Annotated in this window: 21 protein-coding genes, 1 tRNA gene and 2 rRNA genes (1 of these 24 cut by a window edge); 9 read left to right on the forward strand and 15 right to left on the reverse strand. The window is 56.2% G+C overall.

Features of this window, described 5'->3' with window-relative positions; genetic code table 11:
• Positions 1–88 precede the first annotated feature (88 nt).
• Both V6582_RS10605 and V6582_RS10610 read right to left on the reverse strand, forming a co-directional pair.
• A complete protein-coding gene (locus V6582_RS10605) occupies positions 89–781 on the reverse strand; it encodes a ChrR family anti-sigma-E factor (RefSeq protein ID WP_156631245.1) in 693 nt (230 codons plus the stop codon).
• On the reverse strand, positions 781–1,347 hold the full coding sequence (locus V6582_RS10610; RefSeq protein WP_234624744.1) for a sigma-70 family RNA polymerase sigma factor: 567 nt from the start codon (positions 1,345–1,347) through the stop codon (positions 781–783). Before V6582_RS10610 ends, V6582_RS10605 begins: the two co-directional genes overlap by 1 nt.
• A gap of 247 nt (positions 1,348–1,594) precedes the next feature.
• Here V6582_RS10610 and V6582_RS10615 point away from each other — a divergent pair, with 247 nt between their 5' ends.
• Genes V6582_RS10615 through V6582_RS10625 form a run of 3 tightly spaced genes read left to right on the forward strand, consistent with a single transcriptional unit; the run spans position 1,595 to position 4,964 of the window.
• Positions 1,595–2,953, forward strand: a complete 1,359-nt coding sequence (locus tag V6582_RS10615; protein ID WP_156631246.1) for an NAD(P)/FAD-dependent oxidoreductase — start codon at positions 1,595–1,597, stop codon at positions 2,951–2,953.
• Positions 2,950–3,753 carry a DUF1365 domain-containing protein gene (locus V6582_RS10620; RefSeq protein ID WP_156631247.1) on the forward strand — a complete coding sequence of 268 codons (804 nt, stop codon included), beginning with the start codon at positions 2,950–2,952 and terminating at the stop codon, positions 3,751–3,753. The genes V6582_RS10615 and V6582_RS10620 overlap by 4 nt, the downstream gene beginning before the upstream one ends.
• The gene (locus tag V6582_RS10625) at positions 3,750–4,964 is read left to right on the forward strand and encodes a class I SAM-dependent methyltransferase (protein ID WP_156631248.1); all 1,215 of its coding nucleotides are present in this window, start codon (positions 3,750–3,752) and stop codon (positions 4,962–4,964) included. The genes V6582_RS10620 and V6582_RS10625 overlap by 4 nt, the downstream gene beginning before the upstream one ends.
• Positions 4,965–5,032: 68 nt before the next feature.
• Here V6582_RS10625 and V6582_RS10630 read toward each other — a convergent pair whose 3' ends face one another.
• The 3 genes from V6582_RS10630 to V6582_RS10640 form a co-directional block, all read right to left on the reverse strand.
• Positions 5,033–5,803 (reverse strand): SDR family NAD(P)-dependent oxidoreductase, encoded by a 771-nt coding sequence (locus V6582_RS10630; RefSeq protein WP_156631249.1) that lies wholly within the window; start codon positions 5,801–5,803, stop codon positions 5,033–5,035.
• The gene (locus V6582_RS10635) at positions 5,803–6,357 is read right to left on the reverse strand and encodes a DUF3833 family protein (protein ID WP_156631250.1); all 555 of its coding nucleotides are present in this window, start codon (positions 6,355–6,357) and stop codon (positions 5,803–5,805) included. The genes V6582_RS10630 and V6582_RS10635 overlap by 1 nt, the downstream gene beginning before the upstream one ends.
• A gap of 67 nt (positions 6,358–6,424) precedes the next feature.
• Complete coding sequence (locus V6582_RS10640) at positions 6,425–7,141, reverse strand: SDR family NAD(P)-dependent oxidoreductase (protein WP_234889620.1); 717 nt, start codon at positions 7,139–7,141, stop codon at positions 6,425–6,427.
• A 112-nt stretch (positions 7,142–7,253) separates the two neighbouring features.
• Here V6582_RS10640 and V6582_RS10645 point away from each other — a divergent pair, with 112 nt between their 5' ends.
• Together V6582_RS10645 and V6582_RS10650 are read left to right on the forward strand one after the other, a co-directional pair.
• On the forward strand, positions 7,254–7,655 hold the full coding sequence (locus tag V6582_RS10645; RefSeq protein WP_070164126.1) for a hypothetical protein: 402 nt from the start codon (positions 7,254–7,256) through the stop codon (positions 7,653–7,655).
• A gap of 13 nt (positions 7,656–7,668) precedes the next feature.
• On the forward strand, positions 7,669–8,148 hold the full coding sequence (locus V6582_RS10650; protein WP_156631251.1) for a hypothetical protein: 480 nt from the start codon (positions 7,669–7,671) through the stop codon (positions 8,146–8,148).
• On the opposite strand, the gene iolB is transcribed toward V6582_RS10650, so the two are convergent.
• From iolB to V6582_RS10680, 6 genes are all read right to left on the reverse strand, one after another.
• Entirely contained in the window at positions 8,145–8,963 is an 819-nt protein-coding gene (gene iolB / locus V6582_RS10655) for a 5-deoxy-glucuronate isomerase (protein ID WP_156631252.1), read from the reverse strand. The two genes, V6582_RS10650 and iolB, sit on opposite strands and share 4 nt — an antisense overlap.
• Positions 8,960–9,166, reverse strand: a complete 207-nt coding sequence (locus tag V6582_RS10660) for a hypothetical protein (protein ID WP_156631253.1) — start codon at positions 9,164–9,166, stop codon at positions 8,960–8,962. Before V6582_RS10660 ends, iolB begins: the two co-directional genes overlap by 4 nt.
• A 278-nt stretch (positions 9,167–9,444) precedes the next feature.
• Positions 9,445–10,347, reverse strand: coding sequence for a myo-inosose-2 dehydratase (iolE, locus tag V6582_RS10665; RefSeq protein ID WP_156631254.1), 903 nt, complete (start codon positions 10,345–10,347; stop codon positions 9,445–9,447).
• A gap of 1 nt (position 10,348) precedes the next feature.
• The gene (gene iolD / locus V6582_RS10670) at positions 10,349–12,172 is read right to left on the reverse strand and encodes a 3D-(3,5/4)-trihydroxycyclohexane-1,2-dione acylhydrolase (decyclizing) (RefSeq protein ID WP_156631255.1); all 1,824 of its coding nucleotides are present in this window, start codon (positions 12,170–12,172) and stop codon (positions 10,349–10,351) included.
• 131 nt (positions 12,173–12,303) lie between these two features.
• Positions 12,304–14,208, reverse strand: coding sequence for a bifunctional 5-dehydro-2-deoxygluconokinase/5-dehydro-2-deoxyphosphogluconate aldolase (locus V6582_RS10675; RefSeq protein ID WP_337739199.1), 1,905 nt, complete (start codon positions 14,206–14,208; stop codon positions 12,304–12,306).
• Positions 14,209–14,335: 127 nt separating this feature from the next.
• Positions 14,336–15,169 carry a MurR/RpiR family transcriptional regulator gene (locus tag V6582_RS10680; RefSeq protein ID WP_156631257.1) on the reverse strand — a complete coding sequence of 278 codons (834 nt, stop codon included), beginning with the start codon at positions 15,167–15,169 and terminating at the stop codon, positions 14,336–14,338.
• A gap of 218 nt (positions 15,170–15,387) precedes the next feature.
• On the opposite strand from V6582_RS10680, the gene iolG reads away from it, so the two are divergent.
• On the forward strand, positions 15,388–16,377 hold the full coding sequence (gene iolG / locus V6582_RS10685; RefSeq protein ID WP_156631258.1) for an inositol 2-dehydrogenase: 990 nt from the start codon (positions 15,388–15,390) through the stop codon (positions 16,375–16,377).
• A 226-nt stretch (positions 16,378–16,603) separates the two neighbouring features.
• Complete coding sequence (locus V6582_RS10690) at positions 16,604–17,608, forward strand: hypothetical protein (RefSeq protein ID WP_156631259.1); 1,005 nt, start codon at positions 16,604–16,606, stop codon at positions 17,606–17,608.
• Positions 17,609–17,777: 169 nt separating this feature from the next.
• Here V6582_RS10690 and V6582_RS10695 read toward each other — a convergent pair whose 3' ends face one another.
• A complete protein-coding gene (locus tag V6582_RS10695) occupies positions 17,778–18,809 on the reverse strand; it encodes a LacI family DNA-binding transcriptional regulator (RefSeq protein ID WP_156631260.1) in 1,032 nt (343 codons plus the stop codon).
• Between the two features lie 162 nt (positions 18,810–18,971).
• Here V6582_RS10695 and V6582_RS10700 point away from each other — a divergent pair, with 162 nt between their 5' ends.
• Positions 18,972–19,919: a dihydrodipicolinate synthase family protein gene (locus V6582_RS10700; protein ID WP_012654554.1), complete on the forward strand. Its 948-nt coding sequence runs from the start codon at positions 18,972–18,974 to the stop codon at positions 19,917–19,919.
• 317 nt (positions 19,920–20,236) lie between these two features.
• Positions 20,237–21,619 carry an MFS transporter gene (locus tag V6582_RS10705; protein WP_156631261.1) on the forward strand — a complete coding sequence of 461 codons (1,383 nt, stop codon included), beginning with the start codon at positions 20,237–20,239 and terminating at the stop codon, positions 21,617–21,619.
• A gap of 331 nt (positions 21,620–21,950) precedes the next feature.
• Here the strand turns inward: V6582_RS10705 and V6582_RS10710 are convergent.
• The 3 genes from V6582_RS10710 to V6582_RS10720 all read right to left on the reverse strand — a co-directional run.
• A tRNA-Met gene (locus tag V6582_RS10710) sits at positions 21,951–22,027 on the reverse strand.
• Positions 22,028–22,256: 229 nt separating this feature from the next.
• Positions 22,257–22,371, reverse strand: a 5S ribosomal RNA gene (gene rrf / locus V6582_RS10715).
• A 337-nt stretch (positions 22,372–22,708) separates the two neighbouring features.
• Positions 22,709–24,901, reverse strand: a 23S ribosomal RNA gene (locus tag V6582_RS10720); it runs 720 nt beyond the window's last position.

Raw genomic sequence — 24,901 nt, forward strand, 5'->3', positions numbered from 1 at the left:
AAACCGGTTTTCCGAAAAGACAAACGAAAACAAGAGAAGCAAGAGTCTGTCCGGTTCAATCTGAACCAGACAGACTCTAAAGTGTCGGCTATATACCGAGGATCGGCTGAAACAGCCGGACAAGACGGCTCTTGAACCGCAGAGGAGCGTCCGTGACGGCCAGGCAGATGCAGTCTTCGCCTTCTTCGGCAATGGGCTGATGTTCCAGCTGCTCGTCGGCTTCCTCCAGGTCGCCGCGTGCAAACCGGCCCTGTCCATCATGGAAGCTGCCTTTCAGCACCAGCGTCAGCTCGCGCCCGCCATGGCTATGTTCCGGCACCGGCTTTCCGGCCGGAATGCGCAGCAGCCTCACGCTGGTTTCGCCATCGCTGGTCTTGATCGGAATGTGATAGGCGCCGCGCCCAAGCGACTTCCATTTCAAACCATCGATATCCTGCCCCAGATAGGAGCGCAGCGGTTCCGGCAGGATCGCATCGTGTTGCCGGGAGGTGGCGTCCAGCGCCGGTTCAATCCGGCTGACGGTGCTTTCCCTGGTCCGTTCGCCGGAGGCAGCAAGCCTTGCTCGCATGTCCTGCCAGGCGCGGTCGACACCGAGATCGGCATCGACAGGTTTTTCCGCCTCCAACAATGCCCCGGCAGTAACTTCCATGGTCGCGAGGCGCCGGCGACAATCGGGACACAAGGCGAGATGGGTGGCAATGGCGATGCCCCAGCCTTCGGCAAGGCTGCCATTGGCGTAATCGAGCAGCAATTCATCGCTGACATGATGGTGAACAGTCATCAGCGATCCTCCTCTGAGCGGTCTTCAAGGGCGGCACGAAGCTTGGCAAAGGCCATGCGGATTCTCGACTTCACCGTGCCGAGCGGCAGATTGAATTCCTTGGCAAGCGCGCTGTGAGGAATTTCGTGAAAGAAGGACCGTTGCAACAGTTCCAACTGCTCCTGCGGCAATTGTCCCATGGCCTTGTGCAGCCTTTCCGCATCCTGGCGGTTTTCCAGATCCTGATCGGCTGGCATCACCTCGTCAGGCACGAAGGCCGGGTCGTTCGGATCGAATTCCGGTCGGTTCTGCTTGCGATAGGCCGAAACCCGCAGATTTCTGGCGATGGTAAAAATCCAGGCGGAGACATTGCCCCGGGCCGGATCGAATAACGCGGCCTTGTTCCAGACCACCATCATGGTTTCCTGCATCAATTCCTCTGCCGCCTGCTGGTCACGCGCCTGACGAGCCATATAGGCCTTTACCCGCGGACCGTAATGGCGGAACAATGTTTCGAATGCTTCCACATCCCGTTCGCGAGCAACTGCTGCGAGCATGGAAGACATGTCTTCGGTTTCAGCCTTCATAATCATCCCGTTTGCGCCAGAAGGCACGGATCTCCCACCCAACCGGCTGCGCCTGAAAAGGCGCGGGGCCGTCACTCTACTATTGTGGCATTCCAGAGCCGCTTGGGAAATGATTATTGTCATGGCGCTTTCTACGCCTTCTCGCCAAAGCTGGATCACTGCCCGAAAAAAAATCCGCTCCTGGCAATCCAGCCTCCGCTAGCGTTCGTAAATACTGTAAACGAACAACCGGGAGGCGACCGCTCTTATGAAGATCGGATTAGACAGCGGATTGACCACAGGCACAAAGCGCATTGCGGTTGTGGGATCGGGAATTTCCGGTCTGTCCTGCGCATGGCTTTTGTCCAAGGGTTTCGATGTCACGGTGTTCGAAGCTGAAAACCGCTTCGGTGGCCATGCCAATACCGTTAATGTTGCCGGACCAAACGGTCCGGTGGCCGTCGATACCGGGTTCATCGTCTATAACGACCGCAATTATCCAAATCTCGTTGCGCTGTTCGATCATCTTGGCGTGCCCAACCAGGCCTCCGACATGTCCTTTGCAGCCTCGCTGGATGCGGGCCGTTTCGAATATTCCGGTTGCGGGCTGGCGGGACTGCTTGGCCAGCGCAGCAATGCGATACGCCCCCGCTTCTGGCGCATGGTGGCCGATATAATGCGCTTTTACCGGGAGGCCCCTTTGCTGCTCGAGCGCCAAGACCTGACAGCGGCAACGCTCGGCGATTATCTCGATCTGGAAGCCTATAGCGATGCTTTTATCGAGGATCATCTCCTGCCGATGGGGGCTGCGATCTGGTCAACGACGGCTGCCGACATGCGGGCCTATCCGCTGAATGCCTTTGTCCGGTTCTTCATTAATCACGGTCTCGTCACGTTGAAGAACCGGCCGCAATGGCGCACGGTGACGGGGGGCAGTCGTGAATATGTCCTGCGCCTCAAACAGGCGACCAAAGCCGATTTCCGTGCCAATGATCCGGTCAAGGCCATTATCCGCAGCGCACTGGGCGTAAAGATCGTCACGCAAAGCGGCTGTCAGGATCGTTTCGATCAGGTTGTTGTCGCAACCCATGCGGATGAAGCACTGGCGCTGCTGGACGATGCGCAAGGGCTGGAACGGGCGCTGCTTGGCTGTTTCGATTACACCAAGAATGTTGCCGTGCTGCATTCCGACACCAGATTGATGCCTAAACGCAAACAGGTCTGGGCAAGCTGGAATTATATCGGCGAAGAGCGCAAGTCTGGCGAAGGGCCGCTCTGCGTAACCTATTGGATGAACCGGTTGCAGGGCCTCGACGCCTCGCTTCCGCTGTTCGTAACGCTCAATCCTTCACGCGACATCGATGAGTCCAAGGTGCATCAGATATTCAACTACGCCCATCCGCTTTTCGATGCCAAGGCAATCGCCGCCCAGCGCCAGCTCTGGCAATTGCAGGGGCGCAACAGGACCTGGTTCTGCGGTGCGCATTTCGGCAGCGGCTTCCATGAGGACGGCCTTCAGTCCGGCCTGGCTGTTGCCGAACAATTGTCTGGAATTGCCCGTCCGTGGTCGGTGGAAAACCAATCAGGCCGGATTTTTGTCGAATCGGTGCTGGCGGCTGCACAATGAGCTGGTCATCGGCAATTTTCACCGGTGCGGTTGTGCATCAACGCCACCGGCCTAAAAAGCATAGTCTGCGATATCAGGTCTTCTGCCTGCTGGTCGATCTCGATGAACTGCCTGATATAGACAAGTCGCTTTGGCTTCTCGGATATAACCGCCGCGCCATCTTGAGAATTGACGACCGCGATCATGGCCTGGGTATTCCGGGAGGTTTGAAGGCCTGGGTTGCCAACCATGTCGAGCGGGCCGGTCTTAACACCAAGGGCATGAAAGTGAGCATGCTCTGCTATCCGCGCATGTTCGGCTATGTCTTCAATCCCTTGACGCTTTATTATTGCTATGGGCCGTCCGGCGACCTGCTGGCCCTGCTTTACGAGGTTGAAAATACCTTTCACGAGCGGCACACCTATGTCATTCCGGCCAGCGTGGAAGAGGATGGATCGATCCGCCACGCCTGCGCCAAGCAGATGTATGTCTCCCCCTTCATGCCGATGGAATGCCTCTACCGGTTCAAAATCGTGCCACCGGGCGACACGGTGACCGTCGCCATCAACGAAGCCGACGAGCAGGGGCCATTGCTCTATGCGTCGTTTTGCGGAAAACGCCGCACCCTTGATGATCGGGGCTTGGCAAAGGTCCTGGTCCGCTATCCGCTGATGACGTTGAAAGTCATGGGCGCGATCCATTGGGAAGCCCTTAAGCTCTGGGTGAAAGGCGTGCCATTGCATCGGCACCGCAAGGCGCAGAACCCGGTCGCCAGTTCCATCATTCCGCCTGAGGCTGCAAACGCAAGGAGCCCGTCATGACCCATGCCGACCAGCAAACCGCGACACTATCCCTCACCTCCGCGCCGCTGTGGCAAAGGGTGCTGTGCGGCTGGGCGGGCCGCTTGACCCATGGCCATCTGACGCTGCTGTTTCCTGACGGCAAGGAACATCACGTCACCGGTCGCGAAGCCGGCCCCTCCGCCGTCCTGAAGCTGAACAACGCCCGTCCAGTGTGGCGGGTGATATCGGCGGGAACGCTCGGCTTTTCGAGGTCCTATATGGACGGCGACTGGGACAGCCCCGATATTGCCGGATTTCTGGAACTTGCCATTGTCAATGAGGGCAATTGGCACGGGCTGATGTCACCTTCCGCGCTGCTGGGCAAGCTGGCCCTGCTGCGCCATAAGCTCAGGCGCAATTCCAAGGCCGGGAGCCGGCGCAACATCGCCTTCCATTACGATCTCGGCAACGCCTTTTATCGCCATTGGCTGGATGAGACGATGACCTATTCATCGGCGCTCTACACCCATCCTAGCCAATCGCTTGGCGAGGCACAGGCCGCCAAATACCAGCGTATTGTTGACCAATTAGCGCTGGGACCGGACGATCACGTGTTGGAAATCGGCTGCGGCTGGGGCGGCTTTGCCGAACATGCCATCCGCGCCAGCGGGTGCCGGGTAACGGGCCTGACACTTTCCACCGAACAGGCCGCCTATGCGCGCCAGCGGATGCAGGCAGCGGGATATGCCGAGCGCTGCGATATCCGGCTGGAAGATTACCGGGATGTGCAGGGCCAGTTCACCAAGATCGTTTCCATCGAAATGTTCGAGGCAGTCGGTGAGGAAAACTGGCCGGTCTATTTCAACCGGGTGCGCGATCTCCTCGTGGATGGCGGCAAGGCCGTTGTTCAGGTCATCACCCTGGATGAGAGCCGTTTCGAGCAATATCAGCGCGAAGCGGATTTCATCCAGACCTATATTTTTCCAGGCGGCATGTTGCCCTCGGTCGAGCGGTTCGAAGCGTCGGCGCAAAAATCGGGATTGAAAACCTGCGATACTTTCCGCTTTGGTCTGGATTATGAACGCACGCTGCTCACTTGGGACAAGAGCTTCACCGCCCATTGGTCGAAAATCGCGCCGCTGGGGTTTGACGAGCGCTTCTTCCGCATGTGGCGCTATTACCTGCATTATTGCGCGGCAGGCTTTAGAACCGGACGGCTCGATGTGGTGCAGTTCGAGCTTGAAAAGTAAACGGTCCGATCATCAATCAAAAAAGGGGGCGAAGGCCCCCTTTTCACGTTACAACACCCTCAAATATTTCAGCTTTTCCGCAGCATCTTGCGTGTCAATGCGAAATAGAGCGGATAGGGCAAAAGCCTCAACAGCTTGAGCGACAACACCATTTGCCAGGGAAAGGCGATTTCAAATTTTCCGGCCTCCATTCCCATTTCAATGTGATCGGCAGCCTGTTCGGCCGTCACCAGGAAAGGCATGGGAAAGTCGTTCTTGTCGGTCAGCGGGGTTTTGACAAAGCCCGGATTGATAATGCTGATCGCCACGCCCTTTTCGGCAAGAGCCGGACGCAAGGCCTCGGCCAAGGTGATCATCGCTGATTTGGTTGCCCCGTAAATGCCGCCGCCCGGCAGGCCGCTATAGCCGGAGACCGAGCCGACAAGGCCGATCCGGCCTTTGCCGCGAGCGACCATCACGGCAATCACCGCTTCCAGGCAATGGCCGGTGCCGACAAGATTGAGATCGACCATCCGGCGTAACTGCTCGGCTTCGAAACGCACTGCATTTTCGCGGATATAGGAGCCTGCGGAAAACACCGCCATGTCGATCGGGCCAAGCCTGGCTTCAATGTCGGCCACCACCTGTTTCACGGCTTTTCCGTCGGTAATATCCAGCGGAAAAGCATGGATGCGGTCCGGATTTTCAGCCGCCAGCGCCAGCAGATCCTCGGTGCGCCGGGCGCTGACGCCGACAATATAGCCTTGACGCGCCAATTTCAGCGCAAGCGCGCGACCGATGCCGGAACTGGCGCCGGTGATCCAGGCGACCCTGGCGCGAGACGAGGATGACATGACCATCACGGTGCAGTCCTTTCGCGCTTTTGCGCCTTTATCTTGGTGGCCTGTGCGACCTTTTGGAAAGACACGGTGGTCTTGGCGACCGGAAAGCCGAATTTCGTGACCCAGGCGGTGTTGAGCACCGTACCATCCGGCTTCAACACCATCTTGTCGTAGAACCGGACCTTGTTGGACTGGGTCTCGGGCGAGAGATAGACGAGATAGTTGAAGCGGGCGGTATCGCCGCTCAGCCGCACCAACGCATTGCCGACCACATCCTCGCGGGTGCCGGTATAGGTCGTCGGCCCGGTCTTGACGAACCGCCAGGTTTTGCGGTCGCGCGTGCCATCCTCGAAGCGAAAATCCTCCCGCAGCGTCAAAATATGCCCATCCCATTTGCCAGTGAGATCGACGGTGAACTTGCGGCTGACACCATTGATGGCGGCGAAATGTCCCTCGGCCACGGTCTTGCCGACGAAATAGTCCTCGAAGGTAAAATCAGCCGCCACTGCTGGGCTTATAGATGCAAATAGTCCGACGCCCAGACCTGCAAGTGCAGATTTCAGTCCCGACATGATCAAATCTCCGGTTCATTGCTATCAATACTTGAACTACGCGCCAAACGGGCTGCCGGATTGGTTGCTACCACTCGATCACGGAACCGTCATAGGCGAAAAAGCCGCCGGTTTGGGCGGGCGAGAGCGTGTCAAGCACGGATAGCAACAGGCCCGCGCTATGATTCGGGGCAAACCGCTCATGACCCACGGCGAAATTACCGGACAAATCCGTGGCGACACTGCCAGGATGCAGGCTGACCACCACCGCCTGCGGGCGCGACCGGGCGATCTCGATAGCCGCGGTATGAACGATCTGGTTGAGAGCCGCCTTGGATGCCCGATAGGAAATCCAGCCACCAAGGCGATTATCGCCAATCGAACCGACCCGTGCCGACAGAAAACCCATCAGCGACCGGCTGTTTTTCGCCAGAAGCGGCGTGAAATATTTGAGCACCAGCGCTGGGCCAATGGCATTCAGGGCAAATTGAGCTGCCATCGCTTCAGAAGTTACGGCTTTAATGGCCTTTTCCGGGCCAATGCCGTTAATGGTCAAAGCGCCCGTTGCGCATAGGATCAGATCGAAGCTTTGGTGCTGTCCAGCCAGGCGGTCCGCACAGGCAGCGATGCTGGTTTCATCCGTCAGGTCGAAGCCATCCTGACGGCGCGACAGCGTCACCACATCCCGACAGGCGCTGTCCGAGCGCAACACCGCGCAAAGAGCCGAACCGATACCGCCGGATGCGCCGATAACGAGCGCGCTATAGCCGGGCTGAAGCGATGTCATTGATATAAAACGACTCATTTTCCACCTCTTTGCGACATTTATTGTGCTGCCAGTCATCCGAACGCTGACGGTCTGCGTAACACCTCTACGATTCTACTCAGAACGATGGATCACAGGAGGACTTGGAATCATGTCGTTTCGACGTTTATTGATCAGTATCGCCCTGGTTGCGTGTGCTACCGGCACCGCACAGGCCGCCAATGAAAGCCGCTATACCTCCACCGACATCAAAAGCGACATCATCGGCAAGCGCATCTATCTCGCCACGCCGATGGGCGGGGAGTTTCCGCTGAATTATCGCACAAGTGGGGTCGTTGATGGCTCGGGGGAAGCTCTGGGGCTCGGTCGCTTCGTGAAGCCCAATGATACCGGCAAATGGTGGATCAATGGCGACCGCCTCTGCCAGCGCTTTACCACCTGGTATAAAGGCACGCCGATGTGTTTCGAGCTCTATAAAACCGGCGACAAAAGCCTCAACTGGATCCGCGACAATGGCCAGAAGGGGACAGCCCGAATCGGGCAATCCCTGTAATTCGAGGTGGCAAATGGTGGAGCCTTTTGACCAATGGGACATTCAACCGTTTGGAAAATTGAAGCCGATTCCCTATACCGCACGATTTTCACCGGCGGAATATGAAACGATAAAGAGAGGTTTCATTCCAAATTGCATGGAGGATAAGTGGGTTATTTTCTTCGCCGCTCACTCACTGTTTCTCCATCGGAGCTGGACGGGGGCGGCTGTATATCGCGTTGATTTTTCTGGAAGATCGAACACGTTTAATGTCAAAAATGCTTATGTTGACGAAGCTGTCTGTCAAAAAGACAATAACGCTTATGACGCAGCAATATTATCCTTTTTAATCGACAATATTCTTCTCTCCAGAAATTCACCGTTTCCTATGATCGAAGCAAACAAAGGTTTGCCGTCCGGTGCCTATCAGCATCATATTGCAGGCACCGGATACAGGGAAACATCTTTCAAACCTCCCCGTCCCTGGTGGAGGTTTTGGGGAAGGGACCATTAAGCGTTTGGCGGATTGTCGCGTTTGAAAATCCAGTCATGGTCCGGGTGGTTCTGAAAGCGCCATTTGCGCATTGGGCCTGCCATGACATTGAGATAATACATCTCATAGCCATAAGGGGCGCCACACGGATGGTGGCCCTTGGGCACCAGAACAACATCTCCATCGGAGACGGCCATGGTTTCATCGAGCGAGCCATCTTCGGTAAAGACGCGCTGAAAGCCAAAGCCTTGAGCCGGATTCAAACGGTGATAATAGGTCTCTTCCAGATAGGTCATATCCGGGAAATTATCTTCATCGTGCCGGTGCGGCGGATAGGATGACCAATTGCCCTGCGGGGTAAACACTTCTGTCACCAGCAGGCTATCGGCCACATCACGCTCTTCCATGGCGATGGGGAAGATATAGCGGGTGTTGGCTCCCTTGCCGCGCTCGGTCAGCGCCACACCTGCCGGGCCAATCACCTGTGCCTCGCGGCCCGGCTTTGCGGGGGCGGTGCAGATGGCCAGTGTCACATCCGTGGTGGCTATGGCGCTCCACTCGCTGCCTGCCGGGATATAAACGCAATGGGGCGGCTTTTTCTCAAACACATTCATGCGGTCGCCAAGCTCGCCAAAACTTTTGCCCGCACCCGAAATCTCGGCCTTGCCCTCGACCAGCACCAGAATCACTTCCGTCTCGCCCGTCTGCTCGGCAGCCTTTTCGCCCGCCTTCAGCTTGTAAAGCCCAAAGCCGACATAGCCCCAATTGGCGCTTTCCGGGGTGATGTCATGTACTTTTCCGGCGGTGGCCGCAGGTTTGCGTAAAAGATTGGTCATTTTTCATCTCCCTTTCCCGATGTTTTGTAAAACACCCAGAACAGTTGCAGACCGGCGTAAAAACCAAGCGCCAGCGAAATCATCGCCCAGGTTTGAGACCCATTATAAAGTTCGATCCCCGCCCAAACCAGCGGCACCAGCACCACCAGAATGCGCACCCAGAGCGGCTTGAAGAACGGGTGGTGGGGATCGAGAAATTGCATTGGCTTACCTTGTGGTGAGCGGAGCGGAGTCAGCACCGTTCCGGAGTCTGCGTGGTGGGAGTGACATAGCACAGGTCGGTGCTTGCTTAACCCCCCTCTGTCCTGCCGGACATCTCCCCCTCCAGGGGGAGATGGATGTGGGGCCTACCCCTCGTTCCCTTTGTCTTTCCTGCGAAAATGCTGGGTTGACAAAATGGGTGGGCAACTCCATCCGATCTCCCCCCTTGAGGGGGAGATGGTCGGCAGACCAGAGGGGGGTGGCCCCTTGCTCCGACCGATTAAGCCGCCTTATCCAACCCCGCAGCCTTGGCCATGGCCTTCAACGAGGCAAGACCCAAGCTCTGGTAATCATAAGGATTACGCACATCCGGGTCCTGCTCGGCCTCAATCACCAGCCAACCTTCATAGCCATGTTCACCAGCAATTTTCAGCACGGGTGGGAAATTCACACCCCCCTCACTATCGCCCGGCACGGTGAACACGCCACGGCGCACACCCTCAAGGAAGGAGAGCTTTTCATCGCGCACCTGTTTGGCAATCACCGGGCGGATGTTTTTGGCATGGATATGACCCACGCGGCCCATATAGTTGGTTGCCACGCGCTCCGGGTTTCCGCCGCCAAACAGGCAATGGCCGGTATCCAGCAACAACTTGGCATGCGGGCCAGTGTTGGCCATCAGCTTGTCGATTTCTTCTTCGCTCTCAACAATCGTGCCCATGTGGTGGTGGTAAACCAGAGCAATGCCCTGAGACGCAGCAAATTCGGCTAGTGCTTCCACGCCTGCGCCGAAGCTTGCCCACTCAGCATCCGCCAGTTTCGGGCGATCATTCACCGGCTTGTCGTCATCGCCATGAATAGCATTCGATGTTTCGCAGACGATGATCACCTTGCTGCCCATGGCCTTCAACAGGTCCAGTGCAGGCTGCATTGCTGCCTTTTCATCCTCAATCGAATTGGTCAGCAGGTTCAGCGAATGCCAGCCGGAGACATAGCGAAGCCCGCGTGGCTCCAACACAGCCTTCAGAGCCGCTGGTTCCTGCGGGAATTTATGGCCCTTCTCAATGCCGTCGAAGCCGATTTTGGCGGTTTCATCCAGGCATTGGTCGAGGCTAATGTGGGCACCCAGCGTACGGTCATCGTCATTGGACCAGGCAATCGGGTTGGTTCCGTAGAAAATCATCTTAATATCTTTCCTTGAGCGCTGCCTCGTAGCGGGCGCGAGCCTGTTGCACTTCATCTCTAGCTGATACTTCCGGCACCGCCACATCCCACCAGTACCCGCCAGCTTCAGGCGTTGGGTAAGGATCGGTGTCGATGACAATTACGGTGGGTCTTGTGGCCTCGCGAGCACTGGCCAAAGCGGTTTCCAGCTCGGCAATGGTGGTTACTTTGCTTGAATCGGCACCCATGGATGCGGCGTGGGCGGCAAAATCGATCTGCGGAGCGTGGATATGCGAGGTATGGGCGTAGAGATTGTTAAACTCCGCCCCGCCCGTGCCCATTTGCAGCCGGTTGATGCAGCCGTAACCGCGGTTATCGGTAATGACAACGGTGATTTTCACGCCCAGAGCGCAGGCTGTGACCAGCTCGGAATTCATCATCATGTAAGAGCCGTCGCCGACCATGACGATCACGTCACGCTCCGGCTCGGCCATCTTGATGCCCATGCCGCCGGCAATCTCATAGCCCATGCAGGAGAAGCCATATTCCATATGATAGGACAGCGGCAGTTTGGACTTCCAGAGCTGGTGCAGCTCGCCCGGCATGGTGCCAGCGGCGCACATAACCACCGTATTGTCGCGCGAGGCGCGCTGAACGGCCCCAATCACCTGCATGTCGGTGGGCAGGCTGTTGCCATCCTTCGGTGGGGCTGTGACGGCATCGGCCTTTGCGAACCAATCGGCCTTCAGGCCTACATCCGGTGTGGCAAAACGATGCTCACCCAGAGCTTTTGAGATCAGCTCCAGACCGATTTTCGCATCCGCCACTAAGGGCAAAGCATCATGCTTGGCGCTGTCATAAGGCTGCACATTCAGCGCCAGAATCTTGCGGTTGGGGTTCTTGAACAGCGCCCACGACCCGGTGGTAAAATCCTGAAACCGTGTGCCAACACCGATCACGAGATCCGCACCCTCGCAAATCGTGTTGGCACTGGCCGCACCCGTCACGCCGACGGGTCCGAAATTCAGCGCGTCATCCCAGGGCAGGGCCGATTTTCCGGCCTGGGTTTCCACCACCGGAATCTGGTGTTTTTGCGCAAAATCCCCCAGGGTTTGGGTGGCACCGGAAAAATGCACGCCGCCGCCTGCAACAATTACCGGATTCTTTGCGGATTTGATGGCGGCAATCGCCGTTTCCAGCTCAAACGAATCCGGCTGCGGACGGCGGATGTGCCAGATTTTTGGTGCAAAAAAGCTCTCAGGATAATCATAGGCTTCGGCCTGCGTATCCTGACAAAAGGCCAGTGTTACCGGGCCGCAATCGGCGGGGTCTGTCATGGTGCGAAAGGCGCGGGGAAGCGCGGTGAGCAAATGTTCGGGCCGGGAAATGCGGTCGAAATAGCGGCTGACGGGGCGAAAGCAATCATTGGCTGACATCACGCCATCATTGAAATCTTCCACCTGCTGCAACACCGGATCAGGTCCGCGATTGGCAAAGACATCACCGGGCAGAAGCAGAACCGGCAGGCGGTTAACATGCGCCAAGGCCGCCGCCGTGACCATGTTCAGCGCACCGGGACCAATGGAGGAGGTGACAGCCATAGCGCGGCGGCGGCCAAGCTGTTTGGCATAGGCAATAGCCGCGTGCGCCATGGATTGCTCATTCTGGCCGCGCCATGTGGTGACGCTGTCTTTCGCGCCCTGCAAAGCCTCGCCCAGACCCGCAACATTGCCGTGACCAAAAATGGCCCAGACGCCAGCAATAAACGGCACGCCTTCCGGCGTCATCTGATTGGCAAGGTAGCGCACCAGAGCCTGAGCGGCTGTCAAACGCACCGTTTTCATGTGTCTCTCTCCCTGAAATCCTAGTGCACTGACGCATTCACTTCGTTCATGCTATAGTGCACTAGCCTTTTGTTTATGCAACGATTTTTCCAAACTCGGCTGTCGTCTCCGTTTGGATCGATGCAGTAGGATCAGGCGCTTGCGCGCGCCTTATCCCAGACCTGACACAGCGATGTGTATTTACCCACCATGTCAGCAATCGCATCATCATCCGATAGTGTGCCAGCTAACCACTTGCGAGCCGCATCGCCAAAAATAGTGCGCCCCACCGCAAAGCCCTTGACCAGATCAAAGCTGGCAGCCGTTTTAAAGCTCTCCTCCAGCTCTGCCGCTGGCGCATCCAGACCCAGCACAACAATGCCCCGCGTATAGGGATCGTTGCGGGAAATGGCGTCAACGGCGTTGGCCCAAGCGGCTTTCGTCTTCATCGGCTCCAGCTTCCACCAATCGGGGTAGACGCCAATGTCGTAGAAGCGCTGGATGATGGTCGCCGCTGTATCATCATCCGTTGACCCAACCTTGGACGGGATAATCTCCAGCAGCATTTCAAGCCGGTTACGGCGCGCAGCCGTGAAAAGGCGTTTTACCGTATTTTCTTGGTTTTCCTTCAAGGCCGCATCATCATCGGGATGGTAGAAGCACAAAACCTTGACCACATTTTCCACCGGCCATTCGGTGAGGCCACCAAAATCCTCGCCCAGTTCCGGCTCCAATGTCAGCGGGCGCGAGCCCGGCCATTCGACTGGGCGGCCAATCCAAAGGCCAGACCCGGATGCCTGATAGAGCGCATCACGGCCCAAACGGCTATCACACAAAATGCCATAACCGGGCTGACCATTGGCCACCTGCTGCGCGGCTTTCAGGCAGAGTTGCTTGAAGGCACCGATCCGCTCATGGGAAACACCGGCCTCATCACACATGGCTTCCAGTTGCATGCGGTGATCGAAGGCAAACACCCGCATCTGCGGCCATTCTCCATCACGATTGGTGGACCAATGCACCTGTTCCAGCGCCGCATCCTTGCGCAAAGCCTTGTTGCGAATGCCGGTTTTGAAGAAATAATCCAGCTCTTCAAGGCTGGGATAGGCGGGCGTACAGCCGTGGCGTGACACCGCAAAAGCACCGCAGGCGTTGGCATATTTCAAGGCCGTGGGCCAATCCTTACCCGTCAGCCAACCTTTCAGCAGGCCAGACATGAAGCCATCGCCAGCACCCAACACGTTGAACACCTCAATGGGGAAGCCTTCGCCGGTCTGCCCATCATCAAGACTGTCTGGAATATTGCCATCAAACACCACGGCACCCAAAGCACCGCGCTTGCACACCAGCGTGGCCTTGGAAACATTCCGTACCGCCCGCAGCGCTTCCACCGTGTTGGTAGAGCCGCCGGCAATGTGGAATTCTTCTTCCGTGCCGACAATCAGATCAAACCAATGCAGGGTGGATTGCAGCTTTGCCGTCACGGCCTGTGATTCGATAAAGCGGCTCTCACCATCGCCATGGCCTGCCAAACCCCAAAGGTTGGGACGGTAATCAATATCCAGCGCCGTCTTTGCACCATTCTCGCGCGCCAACCGCAGCGCTTTCAGCACCGCAGCTTCGGTATTGGGATGCGACAAATGCGTACCCGTGACGCAAACACAGCCGGATTCGGCCACAAAAGCCGGATCAATATCATCCTCGCACAAAGCCATATCGGCGCAATTTTCTCTGTAGAAAATCAAAGGAAACTGGTGCTCATCGCGAATGCCGAGCAAAACCAGCGCCGTCAGGCGTTTGGGGTCGGTCTTGACGCCGCGCACATCCACGCCTTCGCGCACCAGCTGTTCGCGGATAAAGCGGCCCATATGCTCATCGCCCACGCGGGTGATCAGGGCAGACTTTAGACCCAACCGGGCGGTGCCTGCTGCAATATTGGTGGGGGAGCCGCCGATATATTTGTTGAAGGAGGCCATGTCTTCCAAACGGCCACCCACTTGCGCGCCGTAGAGATCAACGGACGAACGGCCGATGGTGATCAGGTCAAGTTTTGGCACGCTTTCCTCCTTGGACGCGACAGGGCTTGCGTTGCCTGCCGTCAATGACCTCACTCCCGGAAGGTCATTCTATTATCGCTTAAAAATGGACTATATATTCTATTTTTGAACCCATCAACACAAATGTTCAATCCTGCTGCCGGGCCGTTCCTACTGCGACAGAGAGCGCAATGGCCAGACAGAGCGTGGCAGAGAGTGAGCGGAATGCGCCAAAATCCACCTCGGCAACCGACAGGGTTATCGCCCCGAGTTTGCGAAGCGGATTGACCACCGTATCGGTAATCGCCACCACGGAAATACCTCGCGCTGAGACCTGCTCAACCAGATCCAGCGTCTCGGTCGAATACGGGGCAAAGGTAATGGCCAGCACCACATCGCCCTCGCGGATGGCATGCTGGCTTTCCAGCTTGCCAACGCCACTGTGCAACATGGCCGGAACCGCCATTTTTTCAAAGGCATAGGCAATATAACTTGCGACTGGAAAGGAGCGGCGCAAGCCGACAATATGGATCATTCCAGCCGCGCTGAGGCAGGCCACAGCCTGTTCCAGCAGGTGCGGATCGACCGTTTGCAGCAATCCCTCCAACGACACGCGCCCCGCCTCGACAAATTCTGCCAAAAGCGCCGATGGGCTGCCAGATGCTGTTTCGCGCAAATGGTGCAGACGGGTGGAATAATCCGGCCAACCACCAACAAAAGAATCCCGAAACAGCTTTTGCATTTCGGAAAATCCAGAAAAACCAAATATTTGGCAAAACCGCATAAAGGCAGAGGGCTGTACGCCCGCACCTTCAGCCATTTCGGCCACAGTCGAAACGGCAATACGATCTTTATTGGCGGCCACATAGTCCGCGCATTGCTTCAGCCGCTTGGGCAAGGTGTCAGACACCTGCACCAACCGTTCTTCAAAGGCTTTAATGCTATCGGGCGCGGAGGTCTCTGCAACTGTGGTGTCAGACATGGTTGGTTTATCGCCTCAAATTTTGCATCAACGTCTTTGGCGGCAGTGCTCTAAACCGCCTTGACAGGAACACTATCCCAATCTAGCAAAATAGAACATATATTCCAAACGAGGATTGCCGCAACAGCTGACACCTGTCAAAAACTGCGGTGGGTTTGAGAGCGTTTAACGTGTCATGTGCTTGGCCCGAATGGTGCCAGGCCAGGGAGGAGAACATCATGGTGAAGAAACTTGCCCTTCTGGGCGCGGGCCGCATTGGCAAAGTGCATGCCAAGGCCATTGGCGAGGACAAGCGCGCCCAATTGGTGGCCGTTGCAGACGCTTTCCCCGACGCTGCCAAGGCGATTGCCGATGCTTATGGCGCAGCGGTCAAGACCATTGAAGAGATCGAAGCCGATGCCTCGATTGATGCGGTGCTGATCTGCACTCCCACCAACACCCATTCCGACCTAATCGAGCGCTTCACTGCCGCTGGCAAGGCCGTGTTCTGCGAAAAGCCGATTGATCTGGATGTGAAGCGGGCCGAAGCCTGCGCCGAAGTCGTGCGCGCCAACGGCGGCAAGGTGATGCTGGGCTTTAACCGTCGCTTCGATCCGCATTTTCAGGCGGTTCGCAAGGCGATTGACGATGGCAAGATCGGCAAGGTTGAGATGGTCACCATCACCAGCCGCGACCCGGGTGCGCCCCCGCCAGAATATATTAAAGTGTCCGGCGGTATTTTCCGCGATATGACCATCCATGATTTCGACATTGCCCGCTTCCTGCTGGGCGAGGAAATCACCTCCGTCATGGCATCGGCCTCGGTGCTGGTTGATCCCAAGATTGGCGAACTGGGCGACTTTGATAGCGCCAGCCTTGTGCTGACCACGGCCTCTGGCCGTCAGGCGATCATCTCCAACTCGCGGCGCGCCACCTATGGCTATGACCAGCGCATTGAAGTGCATGGCTCGGAAGGCTCGGTGGCCGCTGAAAACCAGCGCCCGGTCTCGATTGAGATCGCCACCAAGGATGGCTACACCCGCCCGCCGCTGCATGATTTCTTCATGACTCGTTACACTGCGGCTTATGCGGCTGAAATTTCGGCTTTCCTTGACTTTATCGAGAGCGGAAAGGCACCATCGCCATCCATCGAAGACGGCTTGATTGCGCTGAAACTGGCGGATGCAGCGGTCAAGGCTGCCAAGGAAAAGATCGTCGTTACGCTGTAATCGAGAGTGTCCCCAAAGGTTAATAGCCGGGTTTTTCCAAAACCCGGCTATTTGCAAGGCATGTTGCCAATCATCAATGCCTGAACATTCTTGACTGCGTCATTCCTTAAATCTGACCCGATTTGAGGGGAGAATTATGCAGCAAATTTAAAGTGCTACCGCATCCTGCCAGTGGGTTTAGCCTGGGTAAGATTTGCAAAGCAACGGATGTTTCAGGAAGATGTGCATGACATTCACTCCCAAATTTTTCAAATTCGTCAGGCTTTTCTCCGTCTTCGCTTTATCATCGGCATCCTCCCTGGCAACGGCTGCAGAAGGACCATCACGCCTTCCGGACTGGCTGAAAGACCATGTGGGGGAAGGAACCAGCCAGATCGCCCCTGTCGTCCTGGAGAGGGCGCGTGCGCTCTATCTCGCTAGAGTGGCAGAAGGGAAGGTCAGGAACGCATGTTACTTCGCGATGGATGCCACACGGCCGAACGACCGTACCGACGGCGTCTCCGGAGGCCGCTTCTATGTCATCTGTGAAGCGGACCGATCCTTTCGGGTCATCTCAGCGGGACACGGTGGCGGGCGCAATCTCGGAGGCGCCGTCAATTTTTCGAATGGGCGGGAATGCGCCAAGAACTTTGGCAACGCCCTGGATTCAAATCTGACGGCGGGCGGTGCTTACATGACGAGCGAGATCAAGACGTCCTTCAAAGGCTACTATCGCACCTCCGCCAACCAGGAATCTTTCCTGACACGTTCTTTCGTCCAGTTCGATGGAACCGGTGAGACCGCCAATGCCCGCCAGCGGGCTATTGGCGGGCATGCGGCGGCATTGGTCTCCGGAATTTGCATGCTGAAAAAGCCTGAGAGTACCTATGCCAATCGAGACGGCTATGTCCCGCGCGGTAATCTCGTCACCTACCCCGCTGGTCGCAGTGACGGCTGCACAAGTTGGTCGCCCGACGATGCGCCTCAAGTCCTGTCGCTGGTCAAGGATAACCCCACCACCCTCTATATCTATCCTGAGTCGCGAGACATCAACGCAGTTTCCCGGGACTTGGCGGCAGGCCGATCCTCGTCAGCGAATAAGACCTATTGGAATAATGCCTGCCTGAAGGAAATTGGCTCCCCGACCTTTTGGCCCAAGGAAAAGCTCGAGCCGATTATCGCTCAATACAAGATGGATCATCCCGCACCTCCACCCCGTCCCGTTCCGATCTGCGACGTGCCATCTCATTGATTGTCGATTTTCATCAAGCACTGGTATTAGAAGCAGGTAATCCCATTCCGTGTCGGGACGGTTCTATCGCATCATGCAGAACAGAATCGGCACGATGCACTCCGGGTCTCCCTACTGCATAATTTATTGAATCGGTTGAAAGAGAAAATTATGCGGCAGATATAAAGTGCTACAGCGCCGGCTTCGACGTCGATTTGCGCGGGATAAGCGTTGGGGCCGAGATCCGTATCCTGTCTTCAGCCGAGACCGCCTCGCTCAGTAATAGATCCAAAGCATGCGATGCGATTTGGTCGAAGGGAACCCGGACCGTTGTCAGCGGAGTGGGGAGATGATTGACAATCGGAATGTCATTATATCCAACCACTGAAACCTCATGGGGTACGGAAATTCCAAGGCGCGAAAGGCCCGAGAGCGCACCGATAGCCGTGTTGTCGTTGACGGCAAAGATTGCTGTCGGACGGTTTTCCAACCGCATCAGACATTCTGCGGCTTCCGCGCCGGCGTCGATCCCGAAGGTCGATGGAACGATTGCCTCTGGAAAAACCGGAAGCCCTGCTTCTTGCATAGCCTGCCTGTAGCCTTCCACCCGCCCGACGGCGCTGGAAGCATAAGATGGCCCTGCAATCACCCCAATATGCCGATGGCCCAGGTCTATCAGGTGGCGTGTTGCCAGGTACCCGCCCAACCTGTCATCGCCAACGGAACAGAGGCTTGCCCCGGCCGTGCGAAGAGCGAAGACATGGGGTACTCCCCGCGCGATGAGGTCGTCAGCAAAATCATCATCCAGCCTTGCTGTCGACAGGATGAGCCCATCGACACCACGGTTCAAAAGTGATTCGGCAGCAAGCCTGTCTGCTCTTGGCTTGTCATCGGTTGTCGCGACAATTGCGAAGCGACCGCTTCTGCTACAGGCCTTCGCCAGCGACTCGTAAAGCATGGCCATGACTGTATCGGTCAAGCGGGGCACGATGATGCCGACAGTCATTGTGCTACCGCGCCTCAAGCTCGCCGCCGAGATATCCCGCACATACCCCATCTCTTCTGCAATCTTGCGGACGCGGCGAGCCGTATCGTTATCGGAACGGGGAAGACGCTCATCCAGAATGCGCGATACCGTTGATTTTGAGACACCGGCAGCCGACGCGACATCGAGAATTGTCACACGTCCCAGACGCCCGGCATCTTCGGTCCTTACATTCATTCCACATTCTCCGCTGAAGCCCTGCGCAATTGCAGTTTCAACCATGCATTAAAAAAAATATTGACTCCAGTAAAATCAGAACCGATATTGGGAACGTTCCCATTAACGATCCTATCGCCGGTCGCTGAAGCGGGCGGCGGCTATCTGAGGAGGAGATACCCGATGCAACCGATGGATATGAGAGGGCTCAGCCCGGCACCAGTCACTGCTTTCACCCGCGATGGTGAGGTCGATTATGCTGCCAATACCCGCATCGCCAAGTGGCTTGCAGGAATGGACGGCGTAAAAAGCCTTGTCATTCTTGGTCATGCCGGCGAAGGCACTTTCCTGACGGAAGAAGAGCGACTGAAGCTCATCCGCACCTATGTAGAGGCCGTCGATGGTCGGATTCCGATCATTGCTGGCATCACCGGCGAAGGCACCCGGGTCGCAGCGGAAGAAGCCAAGAAGTGCAAGGCAGCCGGGGCAACTGGCGCACTGGTTTATCCTAACCATGGTTGGCTCCGTTTCGGCTTCCAGAAGGGCGCCCCGCAGGATCGCTACAAGGCGATCTGGCAGGAATCCGGTCTGCAATGCATTCTCTTCCAGTATCCGGATGCCACCAAAGCGTCCTATGACCTGGACACCCAGCTTGCAATCGCGACCCAGGATGGCGTCGTTGCCACCAAGAACGGTGTGCGCAATATGAAGCGCTGGTACGTTGAGATCCCGGAGCTCAAAAAGGCCAATCCCAACCTTCAAATCCTGAGTTGCCACGACGAATGGTTGCTGCCAACCATGTTCGATGTTGACGGCCTGCTCGTCGGTTACGGAAATATCGCCCCGGAACTCCTGATCGACCTGATCAAGGCGGGCAAGGCGCAGAACTATCCCGAAGCACGCAAGCTTTTCGAGCAACTCCTTCCGGTTACCCGAGCCGTGTACCATCGGGGTTCTCACATGGAAGGCACCGTGGCTCTCAAGCTCGGTCTCGTCCATCGTGGCGTCCTGGAGCACGCCACAATCCGCGAACCCCTGAAGAATCTCGGTGAGAAGGCCGAGGCTGAAATCTTTGCGGCCTTCGATGCTGCCGGAATCGGCCGTGTTGAGCAACTGATGGCGGCCGAATAGTCCGCAACTCCCCGCTTGTCATACCAAGGCGTGACGATGCTCCCGCATCTTCGCCTTGCTGGCAACAAAGGAATACGAACGGTCATTTCAATGATCGTTCGTATCAGGCGGGGGCATTCCAAGGGGAGGATATTGCGGCCGCATCTGGGAGTGATGCACCGCATCCGCACCGACTGCTATGCTTGGTGCGTACCTCACCGTGAAGAGCCGCGTCTTCCGGATTCTCGGTCATCCTGTGTCCAAATCCAGAAGTCGAGACGATCAACGCGTAGGTTCGACGCCGGCTGGGAGAATGAGCCAGGCAGAGGGAGGATATCATGAATATTGAACAACGGATCACCGCGGCGTCGCCGCTTGTTGACCCGCAAGCTGAAATCAGTGCGCGCCTTGAAAGGCTGCCCGTCACCCGCGAGGTTTTCTGGGCGCGGAACATTGTCGGCGCTGCAACCTTCTTTGACGGCTACACCGTCATCGCAATAGCCTATGCCATGCCGGTTCTGGTTCGTGAGTGGAACCTCACTCCGGGACAAACCGGCATGATCCTGTCCATGGGCTATCTCGGGCAGTTGATTGGCGCGGTCTGCTTTGGTTGGATGGCTGAAAAGATTGGTCGCTTGAAAGTCCTGCTGTTCACCATTCTGCTTTTTGTCAGCATGGATATTGCGTGCTTGTTTGCCGCAGGCGCTGGCATGATGATGGCATTCCGGTTCGTACAAGGCATTGGAACCGGCGGTGAAGTGCCGGTCGCCAGCGCTTATATCAACGAGCTGATCGGCTCAAAAGGGCGCGGTCGGTTCTTTCTATTGTACGAGGTCATGTTTCTGCTTGGCCTGGTGGGGGCAGGCTTGATCGGATACTTCATGGTCCCGCTCTATGGTTGGAAAGCCATGTTCGTCGTCGGCCTAGTTCCCGCAATTCTGATGATCCCGCTGCGCTGGTTCCTGCATGAATCTCCTCGCTGGTTGGTTGCCAATGGTCGGTATGAAGAAGCTGACCGTATCGTCGCCAAGTTGGAGAACAGCGCCCGGGCCGCCGGCAATGAACTGCCTGAGCCAAAAATCGTCGCCGCGCCCATGCGTCGCAAATCCGACTGGCGCGAACTGTTTCAGGGGATTTATCTTAAGCGCACATTGTCGATATGGGCCATGTGGTTCTGCGCTTATATGGTGGCCAATGGCACGATCACCTGGCTTCCGACCCTTTACCGCCAGACATTCAATCTCCCGCTTGAAACAAGTATCCTCTACGGCTTTATCACCTCGGTCGGCGGCGTCATCGCGGCTATTATCTGCGCGTTGCTCATCGACAAAGTTGGCCGTAAACGCTGGTATACCGGTGCTCTTCTGATCGCACCGATCCCACTGGTCATTCTCGCGTGGCTAGGAGCGACGTCAGCAATTCAGGTTCTGGTTCTTGCTGGCCTTGCATATGCGATTGTCCAGACTGTGACGTTTTCGCTGTACCTTTATTCCTCGGAAATCTACCCGACACGCCTGCGTGCTATCGGCACGGGCACAGGTAGCGCCTGGCTACGGCTCGGATCTTCGGCTGGCCCAATCGCTGTCGGCTGGGTTATGTCCTCAATGGGCATCCAATATGTTTTCGGGGCTTTCGCAGTAATTTTGCTAATTGGCGCTCTCGTAACGGCTCTCTTCGCAGTGGAGACAAAAGACCGCGTTCTTGAGGAACTCTCCCCCTGACAAGACGACGCCAGATGGCTTGGCCACTCACCACCAAAGCCATCTGGCGATAGTTCAGCTCGTGGCAACAGTTAAAGACGTCGCGCCTTGAACTCTCCCGGAGTTTGGATCGTTTGCAATTTGAGTTATAGGCATTGAATTTGTTCGTTTAGGTTTGCTCCAGTTGGCGGATGCGGATGAGTTTGCGCATCGTTCAGGATTGTGGAAAGTGACGTCTGGGGGATTGTGGAGCGCTATGGTGAGTGCCGTGTTGGCGCAAGTGAAGCCAAGAAACGCCAAAAAGCCCCGTTGGGGGCTTTGATGTTATAGCAGGGTTGGTATAGCGGGGGATTGGTTGCGGGGGCAGGATTTGAACCTGCGGCCTTCAGGTTATGAGCCTGACGAGCTACCGGGCTGCTCCACCCCGCGTTACCATTCTTGCATCCCGTTTGGGATATATTTCGACAGATCAAACGATTTTTGTTTGGGTTACCACCCGGGTTTTGTGGGCGGTAAGATGTCGAGTTTTGTTATTTTTGCCTCGTATTTCAGGGGCTTTAAAGCGAAAGAGCCGCTTGCGCGGCCCGAGGTTTTCGGCAGGGCCGAAGTGTGTGAGAGAAGAGTGTTTTGATGTATTTATCAACATTGCCATTAGCAGACCTGGCAGCGACCTACTCTCCCGCGTCTTAAGACGAAGTACCATTGGCGCAGGGGCGTTTCACGGCCGTGTTCGGAATGGGAACGGGTGCGGCCGCCCCGCCATGACCACCAGGTCAGCTAAGGGCAATGTTGATGCTTCGCATCAATAGTGTTCCCTTTTCTTTGGCAAACCCATCTTCTTCGCTTGCGCTCAGAAGGGTGCCAAAGCGTTAATACGGAACCGTATTGATGCTTTGCATATGTGAGAAGCTGGCGGGCGTTGCCCGTTTTTTTTGTGAACACGTCATTCGTCGACGTTTTGCTTGGCGCCTTCGGACGAAGTCCGCAAGCGCAAAGCGCGTCGCCGATCGTTCGGCGCCCTCGCGGAGCATAGGCTCGTATACGAGCCGCTCATGCGTGAGCGCTAAACAGATGGCTCATCGAGGAAGTCGATGAGCATTGTCAATGAGAACGATTAAGCCAATCGAGCTATTAGTAACGGTAAGCTTCGCAGGTTACCCTGCTTCCACACCCGTCCTATCAACGTGGTCGTCTTCCACGGCTCTGATAGGGAATACTCGTTTTCAGGTTGGTTTCCCGCTTAGATGCCTTCAGCGGTTATCCATTCCATATATAGCTACCCTGCTATGCCGTTGGCACGACAACAGGTCCACCAGAGATATGTCCATCCCGGTCCTCTCGTACTAGGGACAGATCCTGTCAATATTCCTACACCCACGGCAGATAGGGACCGAACTGTCTCACGACGTTCTGAACCCAGCTCACGTACCGCTTTAATTGGCGAACAGCCAAACCCTTGGGACCTGCTCCAGCCCCAGGATGCGATGAGCCGACATCGAGGTGCCAAACAACCCCGTCGATATGGACTCTTGGGGGTCATCAGCCTGTTATCCCCGGCGTACCTTTTATCCGTTGAGCGATGGCCCTTCCACGCGGGACCACCGGATCACTATGACCGACTTTCGTCTCTGCTCGACTTGTCAGTCTCGCAGTCAGGCGGGCTTATGCCATTGCACTCGACGACCGATTTCCGACCGGTCTGAGCCCACCATCGCGCGCCTCCGTTACTCTTTCGGAGGCGACCGCCCCAGTCAAACTACCCACCATACACTGTCCCGGATCCGGATAACGGACCGCGGTTAGACATCCATGACGATAAGGGTGGTATTTCAAGGATGGCTCCACTCGAACTGGCGTCCAAGCTTCAAAGCCTACCACCTATCCTACACATGCCGACACGAATGCCAGTGTAAAGCTATAGTAAAGGTGCACGGGGTCTTTCCGTCTGACCGCAGGAACCCCGCATCTTCACGGGGAATTCAATTTCACTGAGTCTATGTTGGAGACAGCGGGGAAGTCGTTACGCCATTCGTGCAGGTCGGAACTTACCCGACAAGGAATTTCGCTACCTTAGGACCGTTATAGTTACGGCCGCCGTTTACTGGGGCTTCGATTCAAAGCTTGCACCTCTCCTCTTAACCTTCCAGCACCGGGCAGGCGTCAGACCCTATACGTCGTCTTGCGACTTCGCAGAGCCCTGTGTTTTTGATAAACAGTCGCTACCCCCTGGTCTGTGCCACCCCTCTCCACTTGCGTAAAAAGGGGTCACGCTTCTTCCGAAGTTACGCGTGCAATTTGCCGAGTTCCTTCAACATAGTTCTCTCAAGCGCCTTGGTATACTCTACCTGACCACCTGTGTCGGTTTCGGGTACGGTCTATACGGTGGAGCTATTTCCTGGAACCACTCCACTGCACAATCAATCCAGTAAGACTGTACAATTTGTGTGATCCGTCACTACCACCAGGCCCACGAATATTAACGTGGTTCCCATCGACTACGCATTTCTGCCTCGCCTTAGGGGCCGGCTAACCCTGCTCAGATTAACTTTAAGCAGGAACCCTTGGTCTTTCGGCGAGGGGGTCTCTCACCCCCTTTATCGTTACTCATGTCAACATTCGCACTTCCGATACCTCCAGGATGTCTCACGACTGTCCCTTCACAGGCTTACGGAACGCTCCGCTACCACTTGCATTACTGCAAATCCTCAGCTTCGGTGCATGGCTTTAGCCCCGTTACATTTTCGGCGCAAAGACCCTTATTTAGACCAGTGAGCTGTTACGCTTTCTTTAAATGATGGCTGCTTCTAAGCCAACATCCTGGTTGTTTTGGGATCCTCACATCCTTTCCCACTTAGCCATGACTTGGGGACCTTAGCTGGAGGTCAGGGTTGTTGCCCTCTTCACGACGGACGTTAGCACCCGCCGTGTGTCTGCCGATTAGTACTCTCAGGTATTCGGAGTTTGGTTAGGATCAGTAAGACGGTGAGTCCCCATAGCCCATCCAGTGCTCTACCCCCTGAGGTATTCGATCGACGCACTACCTAAATAGTTTTCGCGGAGAACCAGCTATTTCCGAGTTTGATTGGCCTTTCACCCCTAACCACAAGTCATCCCAATCTATTGCAACAGATGCGGGTTCGGTCCTCCAGTTGGTGTTACCCAACCTTCAACCTGCTCATGGCTAGATCACTCGGTTTCGGGTCTAATGCAACTAACTCAATCGCGCTATTAACACTCGCTTTCGCTGCGCCTACACCTACCGGCTTAAGCTTGCTAGTTACACTAAGTCGTTGACCCATTATA

This window comes from Agrobacterium vitis (genome assembly GCF_037039395.1).
Lineage (GTDB): Bacteria > Pseudomonadota > Alphaproteobacteria > Rhizobiales > Rhizobiaceae > Allorhizobium > Allorhizobium vitis_E.